The organism is Nocardia sp. CDC153, from assembly GCF_035818515.1.
In the GTDB taxonomy this organism is placed as follows: domain Bacteria; phylum Actinomycetota; class Actinomycetes; order Mycobacteriales; family Mycobacteriaceae; genus Nocardia.
On the sequence record NZ_JAYKYU010000001.1, the window covers coordinates 485,297 to 502,972 of the forward strand.

At 67.3% G+C, this 17,676-nt stretch carries 18 protein-coding genes and 1 tRNA gene; 10 read left to right on the plus strand and 9 right to left on the minus strand.

Annotation, left to right across the window (positions count from 1 at the left end; genetic code table 11):
- Positions 1 to 855, plus strand: coding sequence for a xanthine dehydrogenase accessory protein XdhC (xdhC, locus tag VMT65_RS02105; RefSeq protein ID WP_326306194.1), 855 nt, complete (start codon positions 1 to 3; stop codon positions 853 to 855).
- 68 nt (positions 856 to 923) lie between these two features.
- On the opposite strand, the gene VMT65_RS02110 is transcribed toward xdhC, so the two are convergent.
- From VMT65_RS02110 to VMT65_RS02130, 5 genes are read right to left on the minus strand one after another with little or no spacing between them, the layout of a single operon-like run.
- Positions 924 to 1,577: a histidine phosphatase family protein gene (locus tag VMT65_RS02110; RefSeq protein WP_326306195.1), complete on the minus strand. Its 654-nt coding sequence runs from the start codon at positions 1,575 to 1,577 to the stop codon at positions 924 to 926.
- Positions 1,574 to 3,373 carry a carbamoyltransferase family protein gene (locus VMT65_RS02115; protein WP_326306196.1) on the minus strand — a complete coding sequence of 600 codons (1,800 nt, stop codon included), beginning with the start codon at positions 3,371 to 3,373 and terminating at the stop codon, positions 1,574 to 1,576. Before VMT65_RS02115 ends, VMT65_RS02110 begins: the two co-directional genes overlap by 4 nt.
- Positions 3,318 to 4,418 (minus strand): NAD(P)/FAD-dependent oxidoreductase, encoded by a 1,101-nt coding sequence (locus VMT65_RS02120; protein ID WP_326306197.1) that lies wholly within the window; start codon positions 4,416 to 4,418, stop codon positions 3,318 to 3,320. The genes VMT65_RS02115 and VMT65_RS02120 overlap by 56 nt, the downstream gene beginning before the upstream one ends.
- Positions 4,415 to 5,383 carry a hypothetical protein gene (locus VMT65_RS02125; protein ID WP_326306198.1) on the minus strand — a complete coding sequence of 323 codons (969 nt, stop codon included), beginning with the start codon at positions 5,381 to 5,383 and terminating at the stop codon, positions 4,415 to 4,417. The genes VMT65_RS02120 and VMT65_RS02125 overlap by 4 nt, the downstream gene beginning before the upstream one ends.
- A 33-nt stretch (positions 5,384 to 5,416) precedes the next feature.
- Positions 5,417 to 5,881: an SRPBCC family protein gene (locus VMT65_RS02130; protein ID WP_326306199.1), complete on the minus strand. Its 465-nt coding sequence runs from the start codon at positions 5,879 to 5,881 to the stop codon at positions 5,417 to 5,419.
- Between the two features lie 208 nt (positions 5,882 to 6,089).
- Between VMT65_RS02130 and VMT65_RS02135 the strand changes: the two genes are divergently transcribed.
- The 3 genes from VMT65_RS02135 (at position 6,090) to VMT65_RS02145 (ending at position 9,260) form a co-directional block, all read left to right on the plus strand.
- A complete protein-coding gene (locus VMT65_RS02135) occupies positions 6,090 to 7,148 on the plus strand; it encodes an AMP-binding protein (RefSeq protein WP_326306200.1) in 1,059 nt (352 codons plus the stop codon).
- On the plus strand, positions 7,148 to 8,509 hold the full coding sequence (locus VMT65_RS02140) for an aldehyde dehydrogenase family protein (RefSeq protein ID WP_326306201.1): 1,362 nt from the start codon (positions 7,148 to 7,150) through the stop codon (positions 8,507 to 8,509). Before VMT65_RS02135 ends, VMT65_RS02140 begins: the two co-directional genes overlap by 1 nt.
- A 250-nt stretch (positions 8,510 to 8,759) precedes the next feature.
- A complete protein-coding gene (locus VMT65_RS02145; RefSeq protein WP_326306202.1) occupies positions 8,760 to 9,260 on the plus strand; it encodes a nucleoside deaminase in 501 nt (166 codons plus the stop codon).
- A 117-nt stretch (positions 9,261 to 9,377) separates the two neighbouring features.
- Here the strand turns inward: VMT65_RS02145 and VMT65_RS02150 are convergent, their stop codons facing one another.
- Positions 9,378 to 10,223, minus strand: a complete 846-nt coding sequence (locus tag VMT65_RS02150; protein WP_326306203.1) for a 3-hydroxybutyryl-CoA dehydrogenase — start codon at positions 10,221 to 10,223, stop codon at positions 9,378 to 9,380.
- 124 nt (positions 10,224 to 10,347) lie between these two features.
- Here VMT65_RS02150 and VMT65_RS02155 point away from each other — a divergent pair, with 124 nt between their 5' ends.
- The gene (locus VMT65_RS02155) at positions 10,348 to 10,989 is read left to right on the plus strand and encodes a hypothetical protein (protein WP_326306204.1); all 642 of its coding nucleotides are present in this window, start codon (positions 10,348 to 10,350) and stop codon (positions 10,987 to 10,989) included.
- Between the two features lie 62 nt (positions 10,990 to 11,051).
- On the opposite strand, the gene VMT65_RS02160 is transcribed toward VMT65_RS02155, so the two are convergent.
- The 3 genes from VMT65_RS02160 to VMT65_RS02170 all read right to left on the minus strand — a co-directional run bounded on the left by VMT65_RS02160 (position 11,052) and on the right by VMT65_RS02170 (position 12,667).
- A tRNA-Ala gene (locus VMT65_RS02160) sits at positions 11,052 to 11,124 on the minus strand.
- Positions 11,125 to 11,208: 84 nt separating this feature from the next.
- Positions 11,209 to 11,868 (minus strand): TetR/AcrR family transcriptional regulator, encoded by a 660-nt coding sequence (locus VMT65_RS02165; RefSeq protein ID WP_442790158.1) that lies wholly within the window; start codon positions 11,866 to 11,868, stop codon positions 11,209 to 11,211.
- 61 nt (positions 11,869 to 11,929) lie between these two features.
- Positions 11,930 to 12,667 (minus strand): uracil-DNA glycosylase, encoded by a 738-nt coding sequence (locus VMT65_RS02170; RefSeq protein ID WP_326307412.1) that lies wholly within the window; start codon positions 12,665 to 12,667, stop codon positions 11,930 to 11,932.
- Positions 12,668 to 12,787: 120 nt separating this feature from the next.
- On the opposite strand from VMT65_RS02170, the gene VMT65_RS02175 reads away from it, so the two are divergent.
- From VMT65_RS02175 to VMT65_RS02195, 5 genes are all read left to right on the plus strand, one after another.
- A complete protein-coding gene (locus tag VMT65_RS02175; protein WP_326306205.1) occupies positions 12,788 to 13,462 on the plus strand; it encodes a trimeric intracellular cation channel family protein in 675 nt (224 codons plus the stop codon).
- Positions 13,463 to 13,614: 152 nt separating this feature from the next.
- Positions 13,615 to 14,058 (plus strand): GyrI-like domain-containing protein, encoded by a 444-nt coding sequence (locus tag VMT65_RS02180; protein ID WP_326306206.1) that lies wholly within the window; start codon positions 13,615 to 13,617, stop codon positions 14,056 to 14,058.
- Complete coding sequence (locus tag VMT65_RS02185) at positions 14,055 to 14,489, plus strand: effector binding domain-containing protein (RefSeq protein ID WP_326306207.1); 435 nt, start codon at positions 14,055 to 14,057, stop codon at positions 14,487 to 14,489. Before VMT65_RS02180 ends, VMT65_RS02185 begins: the two co-directional genes overlap by 4 nt.
- 252 nt (positions 14,490 to 14,741) lie before the next feature.
- Entirely contained in the window at positions 14,742 to 15,488 is a 747-nt protein-coding gene (locus VMT65_RS02190; protein ID WP_326306208.1) for a hypothetical protein, read from the plus strand.
- A complete protein-coding gene (locus VMT65_RS02195) occupies positions 15,485 to 17,635 on the plus strand; it encodes an Rv1355c family protein (protein WP_326306209.1) in 2,151 nt (716 codons plus the stop codon). The genes VMT65_RS02190 and VMT65_RS02195 overlap by 4 nt, the downstream gene beginning before the upstream one ends.
- The last annotated feature ends 41 nt before the right edge of the window (positions 17,636 to 17,676 follow it).

The window sequence follows — 17,676 nt, forward strand, 5'->3', positions numbered from 1 at the left end:
ATGACCTGGATCGCCGCGGTCGAGCGGTTGCGAGCCCGTCGGGAACCCGGCGTGCTGGTGACCGTCGCGACCGTGCGCGGCCACGCGCCTCGCAAGGCGGGCGCGAAACTGGTTGTGGGACAATCGGAGTCCTGGGGTTCGATCGGCGGCGGCAATATCGAGGCCGTCGCCATCGACCGGGCGCGCGAACTGCTCGCCCAGCCCGATCCGGAGACGGAGATCATGGACTTCGCCCTCAATGACAAGGTCACCAACCGCCACGGCGTGCAGTGCTGCGGCGGTGCGGTGAGCGTGCTGCTGGAACCGCTGCCGGTGGTGCCCGCAGTGGCGATCTTCGGGGTCGGGCATGTGGGCTACGAGCTGGCCCGCATCCTGGCCCGCCAGGAGCTCGACCTGCACCTGATCGATACCCGCCCGGAGCAGCTCGCGCCGGAACGGCTCACCGTTCTCGACGACGCGGTGGCGCAGGTGCACGTGCATCGGCCGCTCATGCTGCCGGAGGAAGTGATCGCCGAGTTGCCGCCGGGCACCCACGTGCTGATCATGACCCACGATCACGCCGAGGACGCGGCGCTGTGCGACACCGCTTTGCGCACACCGGAACTCGGGTCGATCGGGCTGATCGGATCGGCCGCCAAGTGGGCGCGATTCCAGAAGAAGCTGGCCACCGAGGGCGGTTTCGACGCGGCCACCATCGCGCGGATCAAGACGCCCATCGGGTTGCCGGAGATCACCGGCAAGGAGCCGATCGTCATCGCGGTGAGCGTGGCGGCGGACCTGATCAAGACGTTCGAGGCCGAGCGGCACGCCAAGAACGATGTGGCGCCGGTGCATTCGATCGCGACCAGCGCGTAGCGCGACAACGGCAAGGCCCCGGTTCTCGGTGAGAACCGGGGCCTTGTTCGTGTGCGGGGGCTGCTACCTCAGATGCGGGGGTCTTCGAACAGGTGCGAGGTGTCGTTGAGCAGCCGGACCGTCGCGCTCCCATCGTCGAAGTACGCCACCTCCGAGACCGAGGCGGCCGATATCTCCATGCGGAACAGCGATTCCGGTGGCGCGCCGAGCGCCAGCCGGACCAGCGTCCGCAGCGGCGCGACATGGGAGACCACCGCTACCGTCTGCCCCGGATACCGGGCCAGCAGCTTGTCCCGGGCCTGCTCGACGCGGCGCGTGACCGCATCCAGGGACTCGCCCGTACCGCCCGGCACCGCCGCCGGCGCGGCCAACCAGGCCGCCAACTCGTCCGGATACCGTTCGCGCACTTCGGCGAACGTCAGCCCGTCCCACGCGCCGAAATCCGCCTCGCGCAGTTCCACTTCGAGGCTTACCCGCAATTCCAGCTGCTGGGCCGCGGCCTCGGCGGTCTCCCGGCACCGGCGCAGCGGCGAGGAAACCACCGCGTGCACCGGGCCGAGTTCGGCGAGCCGAAGGGCGGTCGACGCGGCCTGCCACCGCCCGTCCGTGGACAGGGCCGGATCGTCGCCGCCGCTGCCGGAGAATCGCTGCTCCGGCGTCAGCGCCGTCGCACCGTGGCGCACCAGCAGCAGCCGCGTGGGCTTGCCCGCCGCGAAACTCATCGCACCGCCGCGGCTTTCGTGACGAGGTAGTTGCCGAGCACCACGTAGTCGATCTCGGTGCCGAGGAAGCAGCGCAGCGCGTCGGCCGGGGTGCACACGATCGGTTCGCCCGCCACATTGAACGAGGTGTTGATCAGGCAGGGCACGTCGGTGAGCGCGGTGAAGCGGCGCAGCAGCGCGGCCAATCGCGGGTTCTCGCGATCGGTGATCGTCTGCACCCGCGAGGTGCCGTCGACATGGGTCGCGCCGGGGATGACGTCCCGGAACTCCGGCCGCACCGGGAACACGAAAGTCATGTACGGCGAACGGGTTTTGCGGCCCAGCTCGAAGACCTGCGGCGCGTCCGCCTCCAGGACCAGCGGTGCGAACGGCCGGAACGGTTCGCGGTGCTTGACCCGGGTGTTGATGACGTCCTTGATGTCCGGGAACTTCGGGTTGGCCAGGATGCTGCGGTGGCCCAGCGCCCGGGGACCGTGCTCGATCCGCCCCTCGAACCAGCCGATGACGACCTTCTCGGTCAGCAGTTTCGACACCTGGTCGACGATCTCGTCGTCGTCGAGCCGGGTCCAGCCCACGCGATCACCGAACTCGCGCAGCGCCTGTTCGATGGCCGTGTCGTCGTATTCCGGTCCGAGATAAGGGGTTACGTGCGGAGTGGGCTTGGGCCTACCCGCGTTGTCCGGGTGGTTGAGCCAGGCGTGCGCGGCCGCGCCGATCACGATGCCGGTGTCGCTGGCCCCGAAGCTCACCTCCATGTCCGCGAAGCGCGAACCCTCGAACAGCGGAGTGTTGTTGAGGCAGTTGAGTGCCACACCGCCCTCGAACAGCAGGTGGTTCAGGTCCGATTTGGCTTCCAGCGCACGCAATTGGTGATTGGTGACCACGCCCAGCATCTCCTGTGCCGCGGCGGCGACCCGGGCCTGGTATTCGAGGGAGTCCTCGAACGGCCCGAAATACTGCTCGAACAGCGGATCGAGGCCGCGTGGATTATCGGTCTCGAGCGGCCTGCGGAAGCTGTATCGCCCGTCCTCGTGCAGCTGAAGGAGGTCCTCCACGAAGGGATTCGGCGACGGGGGTTCGGCATAGCCCGACAATCCCATCACCTTGTACTCGTCGTTGTTGGGCACGAAGCCCAGGAAGCGGGTGATGGCGCTGAACAGGATGCCGATCGAGAACTCCGCGCCGATGGTCGACTCGTCGAAGACGCGGATCCGGCCGTCGCGAATCTCGCCGAGAACCGACGAAAACCGTTCCGCCCGACCATCACTGACGAGGAAGGCGCTGTCCTTCAGACCGGCGAGGTAGTAGCCGGTCATGGCGTGCGCGTAGTGGTGCGGCACGAACACCACCTTCGCCGGATCCGGGGCGTATCCGGTGCGGGTGGCGAAGTCGGCCAGAATGGCCTCCGGGCTGACGATTTCGATGGCCAGTCGGCGAATCCCGTCCATCAGCTGGCGTTGCGCCGCCGGATCCATGGGTGCGGCGGCGATGTCGGCGATCACCTCGTTGACCACCTCGGTGGACCAATTCCACGGGATGGCAAGCAGATCCACGTCGTCGAAGGTCAGCGCCGCCTGTTCGAGGCACCAGCGGATCGACTGGATCGGGAAGTCGGTGGTCTTCTTGTCCCGATTGAGCCGCTCCTCCTCGACGGCGGCGACCACCTCGCCGTCGATCAGCAGCGCCGCGCCCGCGTCGTGGCCCAACAGGTAGTGCTTGTCCTTGCCGACCGCGCCGAAGTTAGCCGCGAAGAACTCCGAGACCCGGCTGAATCCGTTGCACGCCAAGACGATCATGAGTGTTTCCTTCCGTGCCGAGAACGAGGTCGCGGACGAGTTCTCCGGCCGCGGCCGCCTGACACAGGCCCTGGCCGGAGAATCCCGCCGCGTAGACGAAGGGTCGGGCGGGGTCGCGGCCGATGAAGGCCATGCCGTCCGGGCTGACATCGAGGTCGCCGCTCCACCCGTGCTCGATGCGCTGCCCGGCCAGCGCCGGGAAGGTGGTGCCGAGGTGGACCGCCACCCGCCGCACCCAGGCGTCCCGGGATTCGTCCGGGGCGGGGCGGCCCATGCCGATGAGAATGCGCTCGCCCCAGCTGCGAATGCGCAGGCTGGAGGGGTGCAGGGTCATCGGGAGGGCGCTCGGTGCGGGGGCGGGCGCGTCGGTGAGCAGCATGTCGACCGGGTAGGTGGTGACCGGGACGTCGACACCGGCCATGGCCGCCACCGGTCGAGCCCACGGACCCGCCGCGCACACAATGGTTTCCGCGCGAATATCGCCCGCGGGCGTGTGAACGAGTCCGTCCGGATCGATGCCGGTTACCGGGGTGTCCGTGCGCAGGGCGGCTCCGGCGCGGCGGGCGGCCGCGGCGTAGCCCTGCACGATCGCGGCCGGATCGCAGGCGTAGGCCTGGGGCGACCAGGCCGCCGCCACGATGGTGCTCGGGTCGAGCAGCGGATTGCGTTGCGCCGCTTCGGCGGCGGTGATCAGTTCGACCTCGACCCCGGCGGCCAGGTGGTCGGGGAGCTCGCGCTGGAACTCGGCGACCTGGCTCGCCTCGGTGAACAGCACGAGGAAACCCACCTGCCGCAGGCCCAGATCGTGTCCGGTTCGCTCGGCGAAGGTGCGGTAGGTCGCCAGACTGCGCACGGCGAGCTCGCCGATGAGCGGATTGCCCGGGAAGAAGGTGCGCACCACGCCCGCGGTGGTCCCCGACGATCCGGAGCCCAGGCCCCCGCGGTCGAGCAGGATGGTCCCCGCACCGGCCTCGGCCAACGCGCACGCGGCAGACGTCCCGATGACTCCGCCGCCGATGACGAGGACGTCCGTGTGTTCGCTCACGAGCCCTGACCCACCTCGGCCGGACGCTGCTGGCGCAGGTGATCGCCGGTGTCCCACGGGTACAGGTGTAGGTTCCACGCGCCCAGAGTGTTGACGTAGAGCGCGATTTGGCTCACCACGGCCAGGAAGTCGTCGCGGTCGAGGTGGTCGAGGCAGGCCAGGAAGCGTTGGGTGAACGCCCACAGCGGCTCCAGACCGCAGTAGCCCAGGAACTCGGCCGGGACGCCGACCAGCAGACGGGTCATGTGGCGCAGGGACTCCATCGGCATGCCCTGCACCGCGCCGCGCACCAGGCCGCCGTAGGAGGCGTACCCGAGCGGGCGGGTCTCGCCATTGACGAACAGCAGGGTGGGCAGCACGGTGTCGAAACTGCCGGCCCCCGAGGTGATCACGCCCCGGTGCAGCTCGGCCAGCTCGACCGGTTCGGTGAGCCAGATGCGCTCGGTCTCGGCGTGCACATCGTGGATCAGCCGGTTCGCGTCGGCGTCGGCGGCCGTCAGATGCGGAATACGGTGGCCGCCTTCGGCTCCGGCCTTGCGGACCTCGACCAGGATCGGCCGCTTGGTCGTGTAGACCGAATCCCACACCGCCCGACCGGCTTCCAGCAGCGCGGGCAAATCCTCGGGCCGGATCCGGCCCACCGGCGCGGCGGGCATGGGCTCGGTCAGCGTGCCGTACTTGATGCCCAAATGCTGCAGCGCGGACAGGAATACGGTGCCGTCGGGCGCATCGCGCCGGTCCGGAATCTTGGTCTCGGCGGGTGTGTGCAGCAGCGCGGGGATCGGCGCGACGTGGTACAGATGCTCACCCGCCACCAGCGCGTGGCCCTGCAGGCTGCGGTAGGGCAACGCCTCCCAGAGCGCGTCGGCCAGCTCCGCATTGCGGCCGTCGAGTTCCGCGGTGACGGTGATTCCCAGTTCAGGCCAGTCGATTTCGATATGTCGGCCCGACAACGACTCTGACACGGTGATTCTCCTTGGATGCGAGGTCGGCGGGCGTCAGCGCTGGGCGAAGTGGTCGCGCACGGCGTCGACCTGCTTGGCCATCATGTCGATGATCGTTTCGACGACCTCGAGATCGGCGTCGGGCTCGATCGTCAGCTCGCGCTCCCAGTCGAAGAAGCAGCGAGTGGGATCATTGGTGATCTCCCGGACGCGAATGGTGGCGACATAGCGCTCCACACCCATGGTCGGCTCGATGGAGCGGTAGGTCTGCGAGCGCTGCAGCTCGTCACGACCCGCGATCTCCTGCTGCACCAGGCCGTCGCTGAACACCAGCGTGAAGTTGTAGAGTGCCGGAACCCGTTCCGGCCCGGCGTCTCCCACCCAGTGCACATCCTTGGCCGCGGGGCCCGAGACGATCGACACCAGCTGCAAGGCGTCGCGGACCACGGCCCAGACGGCTGCCGGATCGGCATCGATGACACTCGAGTGATACATGGTGTGTTTGCGCTGAACAGCCACGAAAAATCCTTGTCCGGCAAGGTAATTGCCTAAAGATTGCAAACTTCGTAATGAAGTACACAGGCGGGCGAGTCGCGGCGGCCAGGCCAGGAAGCCACGAACTGTGCGCGGGGTCACAGGCGGGATTTCGTAGACTTATACGAACGCATGTCCGTTGCGAAAGATGTTGTGCTGCAACGCGATAAATCGCGCATCGGAGGGACTTTCCATGACACGGCAAAGCAATGGCGAATTCGTTCGGGAGATGATGCGCTGGCATTTCGGCCCCGAGACCGGATCGCCGTTCTGGCTGGAGCGAGCCAAGGCATTCGACTTCGATCCGCTCACCGACATCCGGGATTTCGACGATCTCTCGAGGTTCCCGAATCTGGTGGACGAGCTGCGCGATGTCGCCGTCCGCGACCTGATTCCGCGCGGCTTCGGCGACGAGCACCGCGCCAGCATCTACGAAAGCGGCGGCACCACAGGGGCACCCAAGCGGGTGATGTTCACCGCCGAGTGGCAGCGCCGGGGTGTCGAGTGGTTCAGCGAACGGCTGGACGCGCACGGCGTGCCCCGAAACATCGACTGGCTCAGCGCCGTTCCCACCGGGCCGCACAATGTCGGAGCCATGGCGGTCGACACCGCCGCGCTGCGCGGTGGCCTGAACTACGCCATCGATCTGGACCCGCGCTGGGTCAAGAAGCTCATCGCCGAGGGGCGAATGGACATGGTCGCCGCGTACACCGACCATCTGATCGAGCAGATCGGATTCATCCTGGCCACTCAGGACGTGGGCCTGCTCTTCGCGACCCCGCCCATGCTGGAACGCCTCGCGGAACGCGACGACCTCGTCGAGCTGGTGAACCGCAAGATCGGCACGATCATCTGGGGCGGAACGAGTTTGGACCCCGACACCCGAGATCTATTGCGCGACGAGGTGTTCCCGGGCGTCAAGCTGGTCGGCGGCTACGGCAGCACCATGATGCTGGGCACCTCCGTGGAACGCCCCGGCCTCGGTCCCGACGAGCCGTGCGTCTTCGACTCGTTCGCGCCGTACACCACCTTCCGGGTGATCGACCCCGAGACCGGCACGGTCGTCCCCTACGGTGAGCGCGGCCAAGTCGTCGTCGATCATCTGAGCCGAACGGCCCTGCTGGTCAACAATATCGAGCGCGACTACGCCACCCGCATCGCGCCGCCCGAGGGCGGTCTCGGTGATTCCGTCGCCGACATCGCGCCCGTCGAATCCTTCAGCGGCGCGACGGTGATCGAGGGCGTGTACTGATGCTCGCCCTCGATACGCTCGGCCCCGGCGGCACCTATCGGTCCCGTCGAGTGGAGACCATCCGCGACGTGACCGGAAATCCGGTCGCGACACTGAGTCTCGCGCCGTCGCTCTATGTGACCCGTGCGATGAAGGCGCTGCGCGCGGCGGCGGACCTGCCCTTCGAGCCCCGGATCGAGGCCCTCGCCGAAGCGGGTCGCGCCTTCGCGACCGAGACGGTGGCGGGACTGACGCCGGAGGAATATCAGCACACCGTCAGCACCACCACGGGACTCCCAATCTCTCTGGTGCGCACGGCCACCGCCGATATCGCGCGGGCCGCCGAACACATTCGGCGCAGCGTGGAAAACGCCCGTCCCGCCGGGGCTGTCACCTCCTGGCGCGATCCGCTCACTCGCTCCGGCCGGGCGGTGTGGACCCGGCGCGGTGCGGTGTTCGCCGTGCACGCCGCGGGCAATCATCCCGCGGTGCACCAGGGTTGGCTCGAGGCGCTCGCGCTCGGCTACCGGGTCGCGGTGCGTCCCTCCCGCCGCGAACCCTTCACGCCGCATCGCCTGGTCACCGCCCTGCGCGCGGCCGGGTTCGGCGCGGATCGAATCATGCTGCTGCCCACCGATCATCGCGCGGCCGACGACATCCTCCGGCACGCCGACCTCGGCATGGTCTACGGCGGTGCCGATGTCGTGCGCAAGTACGCGGGCGATCCGCGCATCCTGCCGCAGGGACCCGGGCGCTCCAAGATCCTGCTCACCGCGGACGCCGACTGGGAACCGGTCCTCGACACGCTCGTGGAATCGATCGGCGGCGGCGCGGGAGTCGGCTGTGTCAATGCCACCGGCATTCTGGTCGAGGGCGATCCCGCGCCCGTCGCGGCGGCGCTGGCCGAACGCCTGGGCGCACTGCCCAGCCTGCCCCCGACCGACGAGCGTGCCGTGCTGCCCGTCATGCCGCTCGAGCCCGCCCGGCGCTGGGACGAGCACCTGCGGAAACTGGCCGCGGGCACCAAGGCGTGGCTCGGCGGTGACGGCATCGTCGACGACCTCGGGGACGGCAGCGCCGTCCTGCGCCCGGCAATCCATCAGCTCGACAGCCCGTTCGCCGACCAGCTCGGCCGGGAATTGGGCTTCCCGTGCGCCTGGATCGCCCCGTGGGAGCCCTCGGCCGGGATCGCGCCCCTGCGCGACAGCCTGGTCCTCACGGCCGTGACGAGCGATTCCGCCCTGGTCGACGAGCTGGTTGCCGAACCGAGCATCGCCAATGTCTACGTCGGCGACCATCCGACGCCGTGGATGGCCCCCGGCCTCCCACACGACGGATATATCGCTGAATTCGTCATGCGTACAAAGACCGTTCTGCGCTGATAGCCCATGGTCAGCAACCGGGAATTGCGGGCGCTTTGTGAGTCCCTACGAAAAGGGGGTCCCACCCCCTACACGGGTTCATGTCTTCTTCCGTAGCTGATTCCCCTCATTTGGATGTGTACTGCTTCACACAAGTTGCACAAACGCAAGGGTTGGGTGTCGCGGACGTCCTCCCGACCGCCAGCTGGGCGGCGGCGCCGGTACGAGATCCGGCAGCCGGGATGTCCCCACCGTCGAACAAGGAGTGACCATGACCTCTACGCAGGAGATCGACGTCCAGGCGCTGGAGCGCGCCTGGATGGAAGAGGCGATCCGCCTGGCCACCACCAGCGTGGCGAACGGCGGCGGTCCGTTCGGCGCCCTGATCGCCAAGGGCAACGACATTGTCGCGGTCGGCCACAACAAGGTCACCTCGACCCTGGACCCCACCGCCCACGGTGAGGTGACCGCCATGCGCAACGCCTGCAAGGAGCTCGGCGTCTTCTCCCTCGAGGGCTGCGTGCTCGTCACCTCGTGCGAGCCCTGCCCGATGTGCCTGTCCTCGGCGCTGTGGGCGCGCGTGGACCGCATCATCTACTCAGCGGACCGCCACGACGCCGCCACCGCCGGCTTCGACGACCGCGTCTTCTACGAGCTGTTCGAGGTGCGTCCGGAGGGCAACTGGCCGACCACCATCGAGCACCTCGACCTGCCGAACCGCACCGAGCCGTTCGAGGCGTGGCTGGCCAAGGCCGACCGCATCGACTACTGAGTCGGCACCGCCTGCTGAGTCGGTAAGGCGAAAGTTTCACTCCCACAAGTGAATGCACCGCTGGGCGGTGGACGACGATCGGGTCGTCCACCGCCCAGCGGTTTTTCGTGCCTGGCGTCAGTAGGTGTAGAAGCCGCGGCCGGTCTTGCGGCCCAGATATCCGGCATCGACCATGCGGCGCAACAGCACCGGCGGCGCGTACTGCGGCTCACCGAACTCCGCGTACAGCGATTCGGCCACCGCGAGGGTGACATCGAGGCCGACGGTGTCGGTCAGGCGCAGCGGTCCCATCGGGTGGGCGCAACCGCTGACCATGCCCTCGTCGATGTCCTCGGCGCTGGCGAAACCGGTCTCGAACATGCGAATCGCATTGCACAGGTACGGGATCAGCAGCGCGTTGACAATGAATCCGGCCTGATCCTTGGATTCGATGGTGCGCTTGCCCAGCACCTCGCGGGCGTAGGCGGTGACCTTGTCCACGACCTCGCGCTCGGTCTTGAGCGTCACCACGATCTCGACCAGCGGCAGCACCGGGACCGGGTTGAAGAAGTGCACGCCCACCACGCGGCCCGGATTGGCGGTGGCGTTGGCCAGCCGGATCACCGGGATCGAGGAGGTGTTGGTGGCCAGGATCGTCTCGGGGGAGACGATGGCGTCCAGCTTGGCGAAGAACTCGGTCTTGAGCGCCTCGATCTCCGGGGCCGCCTCGATCACGAGCTCGCGGTCGGCGAAATCGTCGATGGCGGTGGTGAGGGTGATCCGGGCGCGGGCCGCGTCGGCGTCGGCCTGCTCGAGCCGACCGGACTTCACCGCCCGGGCCAGCGACTTCTCGATCCGCGCCACGGCCGCGTCGGCCGCCTCCTGATCGCGCTCGAGGACCAGAACCGACCCGCCCGCGCGGGCCGCCACCTCTGCGATACCGGCACCCATGGTGCCGCCGCCGATCACGCCGATGCGTTGCACTTGCTTCTCCTTGTACTGGGATTATTCGCCCCCTATCTTGCTCGACGCCGCACCCGGCGAAGTCGGCGGCTAGCGGTTCGGCAAACGGCGAGCGAAGGAAACGAGAACGAGTTACAGTCCGCCCGTGAAATATCTTGTGGGATGCGCACTGGCCCTGTCGTTCGCGACGACGGGTTCGCCGATAGCGCACGCGGATTCCGCACCGACCTGTACCGACACCCCGAATTCCTACACCCCGGGCTGGCAGGTCGGCTGGGCCGAATATCAGGCCGCGATGAAGAGTCCGTCGTCCGGCCAGTCCGGCTTCACGACGCGCACGGTCGATCTCCCGATCACCATCAACGCGCCCTTGGCGAAGGTGTGGACGGTCTACTCCAACCTGCGCAACGACATCGGCCGGCATCCGTTCCTACAGGACATCATCACCCACCGCACCTGCAACGACGGCGTCGTCGAGACCATCGACTTCACCGCCTTGGAGAACGTCCCCATGGGCTCGGTCGACTACCCCGCGAAAACCCAAGCCGAGCAACGCCTCTACCCGGCCGACCACTACTACCTCACCGACAGCTACGACCAGCCCGACGTCATCACCCACCAGAAGATCACCTTCACCGACAACGGCAACAACACCACCACGGTGAACGAACACATCACCTTCACCGCCGACCCCGCCCTCATCGGCTTCACCGCCGACAACGGCACCTCCTCCCACCGCGCCTACCAAGCCGCCCTCAAACGCGACATAGAAAACGGCACCCTCTGACACCCCCGCCCTGGCACACGAAAAGAGCCCCGGATCAATCAGATCCGAGGCTCTCTCGATTGTGGAGCTAAGGGGAATCGAACCCCTGACCTTCTCGATGCGAACGAGACGCGCTACCAACTGCGCTATAGCCCCGCGGGGTCGTTTCCGGCCCGCGCTGGAGAACTTTAGCAGGTGGAAGGGGGAGGGGACGAATCGGCTGGTTGGGAGGGGTTTTGGTCAGGGGGCGGGCTCGCTGTAGGAGTCGAGGACGCGGAGGAAGAGGTCTACTCGGTAGTCGCGGAGGGAGGGGTTGTCGGGCTCGAGGAGGCATTGGGTGAGGGTGCCGTCGTGGACGGCGACGAGGGCTCGGCCCAGGGCGGTGGGGTTGGGGACTCGGCGGCCGTTGCGGCGCATGAGGGTTAGCACGACGGGGGTGAGGGCGGCGGCTATGGCTTCCTCGCGGGCGACCATGACCTGGCGCAGGGCCGGGTTGCGCAGGGCGTGGGCGGTGAATTCGGAGGTGATTCGGAACCACTTGTCGTCGATGGGGACCGCGGCCAGCACCTGCTCGACGGCTCGGCGGGGGTCGCCCGGGACGCCGTCGGGGGTGTCGAGGACGGCGGCGGCATCGGCGAGCATGGCGGCCGAGCGCTGTTCCCACATGGCCAGGAACAGCTCCTCGAGGGAGGTGAAGTTCGAGTAGAAGGCCCCGCGGGTGAATCCGGCTCGCTCACAGACCTGTTCGACCGAACAGCGGCCGAAACCCTCCTCGGCGAACGCGTCGAAGGCGGCGTCGAGCAACCGCTGCCGTGTCTCGGCCCGGCGCGGCCGCGTCTTGACGCCGTTCACCTCGGCACCGTCGCCCGATAGCCCGGATTCGTCATCACCCCTGCTCACGCCCGCATCGTAACCGGTCCACGCACCACCGGCCGGCGCTCGTGTCGCGGTATATCTCTCCTCAATGAGGCCGGGGAAGTCCGGCGGCGTGGGCGGCGGCGGTGAGGACTTGCTCGAGCATGGCGGGGGTGAGGCGGCCGGTGAAGGTGTTCTGCTGCGAGGGGTGGTAGGTGCCGAACAGGTGCAGGGGTGATCGGTCGGGGCGGGCGGGGGAGATTTCGACGTGTGCGCCGTGCGCGAACTTGGGCCTGGGTTTCGGTATCGCCCAGCCGGATTCGGCCAGCGCGGGGAGCAGGGCCTGCCAGCCCCAACCGCCGAGGACGACGATCGAGCGGACCGTCGGGGCGAGCAGGTTCAGCTCGGTGATCAGCCAGTGGCGGCAGTTGTCGCGCTCGGAGGGGAGTGGCTTGTTGTCCGGTGGCGCGCAGTGCACGGGCGCGGTCATGCGTGCGCCGAGCAGCCGCAGGCCGTCGTCGGCGGACACACTGGTCGGCTGGTTGGCGAGTCCGGCCGCGTACATGCAGGCGATGAGCAGGTCCCCGCTGCGGTCGCCGGTGAACATGCGTCCGGTGCGATTGCCCCCGTGCGCCGCCGGGGCCAAGCCCACGATCAGCAGCCGCGCGTCCCCGGGACCCAGGCTGGGAACCGGCCTACCCCAGTAATTTTCGTCACTGAACGCCGCCCGTTTCTCGTGTGCGACCCGCTCCCGCCAGGCCACCAGCCGAGGGCAGGCGCGGCACGCGGTAAGTTCCGCGTCGAGCTGGGCAATTGTGCGGCACACGGACAGATTCAAACGCATCACGGCAAGATCCGTGGGGCGACGCGGCTGTGTCATGTGTCGGACATACCCGAACCGGGTGCGGGGCATACTGAGCGCCGGTAGCCGAGAGTTAGCGATCAGGAAGGGAACCGGCCAGGCATGAGTGATCTCGTCGAGCTCGGCAACGCGGTGGACGCGGCGCAGAGCGCGGGAAACCTGCTGGGCGTGTTCGCATTCGGGGTGTCGGGCGCACTGCTCGCGGTGCGGCGGCGCTTCGATGTGGTGGGCATCGCGGTGCTGGCCGTCGCCACGGCCACCGGCGGCGGTGTGATCCGCGATGTGATCATCGGCCGCACCCCGCCCGCGGCCTTCGTCGACGTCTCCTATGCGGGGGTCGCCCTGCTCTCGGCGGTGCTCATCTTCTTCTGGCATCCCCCGGTCCGGGTGGTCCGCAGTCCGCTGATGATCGCCGACGCCATCGGCCTGGGCGTCTTCTGTGTGACCGGCACCGTCACCGCCTTCCAGTACGGCATGTCGGCCACCTCGTCGGCGGCATTGGGCCTGGTCACGGCGGTGGGTGGCGGTGTCATCCGCGATGTGCTGGCCGGTGTCACCCCGAGCGTCCTCAGCGACGGCGAGCTCTACGCCGTCCCGGCGTTGCTCGGTTCGGCGGCCACCGCGACCCTGCTGCACTACGGCCAATACACCTACTGGACAGGCGGTTTCGCCGGTGCCGGTGCGGTGGCGCTGCGCCTGATAGCCCTGTTCCGGCACTGGCACGCCCCCATGGCGCGCCCGCATCGCCGCCGCCGCGACGACGCCCCTTCCGCCTAGCCCCTCGATCCCGCTGACCGGAACCCACGCGGCCACGCGGATGGGAGAGGCTAGCCTCTGTCGTGTCGCCGAGCACGGTCCGGGGTGATTGATAGCATGGCGAAGGCTTGGCCGACCGGCTGTGAACCACACCTCCGAAAGAGTTCCTTCCAATGCAGTTCGAGATCGTCGAGCGGGACGAGACGTGGGTGGCCGGGTTGCCGGTACGCAGCCCGAAACGTGCCCTCGGTGAACTGCGCGATCACGATCTGGAAGTGGCCTGGGCCGCCGTCCTGCATCAGGAACTCGGTGGCCCGCTCGCCTCGGCCTACACCGACTACGCGGCCGAGATCGGCACCTACAACACCCAGATCGTCGGCTACCAGTGCGCCTCACTCGACGAGGTGACCCGCGGCCACGTGGTGGCCCGCCTCCCGCGCGGCACCTACGCCCGCTTCTCCTCGGTCGGCAACTTTCCGCAGGTCATGACCGATTTGTGGACGCAGATCGCGTACGCGGAAGAGCACAAGCAGATCAGGCGCATCCACACCGGCGACTTCGAGACCTACCCGCACGCCTACAAGATCGACCTCTACCTGGCGGTCGAGCCCTCATGACCTATTCGATCGTCGTCCGCCCCGGCGGCGTCTACGGCGGCCTCGTGGTTCCCCGGGTGCGCCCCAGCTTCAAGGTCTCCAACAGCGAGCTCATCGAGTTCCTGCGCGATCGCCTGCGCGATCGCGAAGGCGTCGAACGCCCGCTGGCCACGGTCTACGTCCCCGACCCCGCGGGCAACTACAACGTCCTGGTCTCCTACGAATACCCGGGCCCCGACGACGTCCCCGTCGGCGACGTCCTCATCCGCGTCCCCAAGGGCGTCTACGCCCGCTTCCGCCCCAACGGCGACTACCACGATCCGGCCGAGGACGTCTGGGCCCAGGTCGACGACGCGACCGCTTCGGCCGAGATCACCCGCGCCTACCGTGAAGAGATCGAGATCTGGTCCGGCCCAGCCGAACTGGAGCTTTTCATCTCCATCCTGGTGTGATTGCTGACAGTTAACTAACTGGGAACCGACTGGTCTTGTCGCAAAATTTCATGACTGATAGCAATGGTTTGACCTGGGGGAGTTTCTGGAGGTGCGACTGGGTTTCGGGGGATTTGCCGGATGCCTGGACAATTTCAGTTGGCTGACGGATACTCCCCTAGGTGCCCAAGCCGGGCACGGTTGATACAGGACCGTATCGGGCGGGAACACAAGAGGATGCGCGAAGTAAGTGCATTAGTGGAGCGGAACAATATGGCAGTCGAACCGATCGCGCTTGTCTCGACGGAAAGCCCTGGTAGCGGGATGCTCCGATGCACTGACGCGCAGTCCGGATGCACGATTCTCATGGGTCCGCCGCACGCGAATCCCCGCCTGTGGCGCGAGTATTTGGACGGCGCGCTCGAGGTTTACCGGTACTACGGCGCCGAGGAGGCCGTCGAGTACGACGCCTGGCTGGACGGTTCCTGCACGTCACTGTTCTGTGTGGCCTTGAACTCGGAGGGCCGCGTCGTTGCCGGCGTGCGTGCGGAGGGACCGCACCGACATGTGGATCAGGTGCACGCAGTACGAAGTTGGTCAGGTCGTATCGGTGACGCCGCATTTCGCAGGTTGGTCGCCGATCAGATTCCAGACGGTGTTGTTGAAGCGAAGACCGGCTGGGTGGCTCGCGACGCGGAACATCGGCATGCGCTGGCGGATTGGGTCGCCCGGGCGATCGTGCAGAGCGCGCTGCTGCTGGGTGTCCGGTACTCCACAGGTATCGCACCCTCGCACGTGCTCGACCGCTATCGGACGACCGGAATGACCGTGGTGTGGTGGATCCCTTCGTCGGGGTATCCGAACGAGCGTTACATCACCCATCCGGTGTGGTGGGACATGGAGAACTACCAGGCGCTCGGCACGCCCGAGCAAGTCCGGCTGGTGGAGTCCGAACTGGCCGAGTTGCGGGCCAGCGGCCCGGTCGGCTGGACAGGCGGCGAAAGACTGGCGCAGGCATGAACAGCGATTCTGCGGCGGGCGGTGAATACCGGCCGCTGCTGCTTGATGAGTTCCACCCCGACGACGCAGTACGACTTTCCGAGTTGCGCGCGGATGTGACGATCGAATTTACGGATTTGCGCGATTTGCTGCGTTCCGAATTCTTTGGCTTGCTTGATCGGCCGGAATTGTCGGAAGGTTCTGAATCTGATCGCTGGATTTACTATCCATGGCGTCGCGCGGTCATTGCCCTGCCTGGACCGCAATTGCTTCGCGCTGTGCGTTTGGACCGGAATCGCAATCACCTCACCCGCCCCGAACAGGACAAATTAGGACGGTTGAGCATCGGGGTCGTCGGGCAGAGCGTGGGCCACGCCGTCGCGTATACCCTGGCGCTCGAGGGCATCTGTGGCCGACTACGACTGGCCGACTTCGACACCATCGAGCTCTCCAACCTCAATCGCGTCCCCGGCTCGATCTTCGACATCGGCCGGAACAAGGCCGTGGTCACCGCCCGCCGGATCGCCGAGCTCGATCCGTACCTGCCCGTGGAGGTCTTCGAGGCGGGTGTCGGTGACGACAATATGGACGACTTCCTCTCGGGCTTGTCCATAGTGGTAGAAGAATGCGACTCGTTGGATATCAAGCTGTCCGTGCGCGAGGCTGCCCGTCGGCACCGTCTCCCGCTGATCATGCAGTCCAATGACCGCGGTTTGCTCGATGTGGAGCGATTCGACCTGGACCCGGATCGGCTGCCCTTCCATGGCATGCTGGGCGGTACTCGGGCAGCCGACCTGCGCGGACTGTCCACCCGGGACAAGGCCCCCCACGTCATTCGAATCCTGGACGGTCGCAATCTGTCCGACAAGCTCGCTGCCAGCATGGTGGAGGTCGGCGAGACTCTGAACAGCTGGCCGCAGCTCGGTTCCGAGGTGCTTCAGGGTGGTGCGATCGTGGCGTCCGCGGTGCGGCGAATCGGTCTGGGGATGAAGCTTCCCTCGGGCCGCACCCGGGTGGATACCGAGCGGTCGATGGACGAGATCGCCGAACCCATACCGACCGAGGATCTGGTCTGGTCGGAGGAGGTCCCGGACGGGCCGCTGCCCGAATCGGGAATTGCCGCGGTGCTGGCCTGCGCGCAGCGCGCGCCATCGGGTGGCAATGCTCAGCCGTGGACCCTGCGCGCGGACAGCCGCGCCGTGACGATTTCGCTTGCGCCCGAACGCTCTTCGATGATGGATATCGGCTATCGGGGTAGTGCATTGGCGGTGGGGGCGGCGCTGTACAACGCGCGCGCCGCCGCCTCTGCTCAGGGCATTCTCGGCGTCAGTACCATCCGCGCCGATGGGCCCGGGCTGCTCACCGCCGAACTGGAGCTGGGGACCGGCGCAGAGTCTGAACTGAGCCGGAACTATCCAGCTCTACTGACACGCCACACCAATCGCGGTGATGGGACCGGGGCCCCGGTGCCGTCAGCGGTACTGACCGCGCTGGAGGACATTGCCCGGTTTGCGGGGGGTGAACTCCGTTGGGTCTCCGAACGCGAGGATCTGGACGCCGCCGCGGCTTTGCTCGCAGAGTCCGAACTGACCCGCTACCTCACCCCCGCGATGCATACCGAGATGATGTCCGAACTGCGCTGGCCCGGAGACGATCTGCGCACCGGAATGGATCTGCGCACCCTGGATCTGGCACCAGACGAGGTGGCCAAGCTCGAAATCGCCCGCCGCGCGGACGTGATGGCCCTGCTGCGCGCATGGAAAGGCGGCAAGGCGCTGGTGGAAGGCACCGAGGCGAAGATCCGATCCAGTTCCGCGATCGCTGCGGTGACGCTTCCGATGCCGTCGCCGGACGACCCGTCCGAGCTGGCCGCCTACGCCCGCGCGGGCGAGACTCTGCAGCGGGTCTGGATCGAGGCCGAACGCCACGGACTTGCCGTCCAACCAGTCTCGCCGGTCTTCCTGTTCGCCCGACGCCCCGGGGAACTGCATACGGTTTCCCCAGAGTTCGCCGATACACTAACGTCACTTCACGCCCGCTTCCTGGACCTCTTGGGAGTGCCGGAGCATGAAACGATGGCATCGATCCTGCGTCTCGGGTACGCGGCCGAGCCACCGGTTCGAAGTAAACGGCTTCCCATACCGGACGTGGACGCCCGCGGCGAGTGAGATCGGAGACAAGGTGCCTCGGCGAACGCTCGACTCATTGG

Coding starts and splice junctions, on each gene's coding strand:
- VMT65_RS02115 (WP_326306196.1), bottom strand. CDS start 3,373: ATGATCGTCTTGGCGTGCAACGGATTCAGCCGGGTCTCGGAGTTCTTC.
- VMT65_RS02180 (WP_326306206.1), top strand. CDS start 13,615: ATGCAGTTCGAGATCGTCGAGCGGGACGAGACGTGGGTGGCCGGGTTG.
- VMT65_RS02195 (WP_326306209.1), top strand. CDS start 15,485: ATGAACAGCGATTCTGCGGCGGGCGGTGAATACCGGCCGCTGCTGCTT.
- VMT65_RS02170 (WP_326307412.1), bottom strand. CDS start 12,667: ATGCGTTTGAATCTGTCCGTGTGCCGCACAATTGCCCAGCTCGACGCG.
- VMT65_RS02190 (WP_326306208.1), top strand. CDS start 14,742: ATGGCAGTCGAACCGATCGCGCTTGTCTCGACGGAAAGCCCTGGTAGC.
- VMT65_RS02110 (WP_326306195.1), bottom strand. CDS start 1,577: ATGAGTTTCGCGGCGGGCAAGCCCACGCGGCTGCTGCTGGTGCGCCAC.
- VMT65_RS02185 (WP_326306207.1), top strand. CDS start 14,055: ATGACCTATTCGATCGTCGTCCGCCCCGGCGGCGTCTACGGCGGCCTC.
- xdhC (WP_326306194.1), top strand. CDS start 1: ATGACCTGGATCGCCGCGGTCGAGCGGTTGCGAGCCCGTCGGGAACCC.
- VMT65_RS02145 (WP_326306202.1), top strand. CDS start 8,760: ATGACCTCTACGCAGGAGATCGACGTCCAGGCGCTGGAGCGCGCCTGG.
- VMT65_RS02175 (WP_326306205.1), top strand. CDS start 12,788: ATGAGTGATCTCGTCGAGCTCGGCAACGCGGTGGACGCGGCGCAGAGC.
- VMT65_RS02135 (WP_326306200.1), top strand. CDS start 6,090: ATGACACGGCAAAGCAATGGCGAATTCGTTCGGGAGATGATGCGCTGG.
- VMT65_RS02140 (WP_326306201.1), top strand. CDS start 7,148: ATGCTCGCCCTCGATACGCTCGGCCCCGGCGGCACCTATCGGTCCCGT.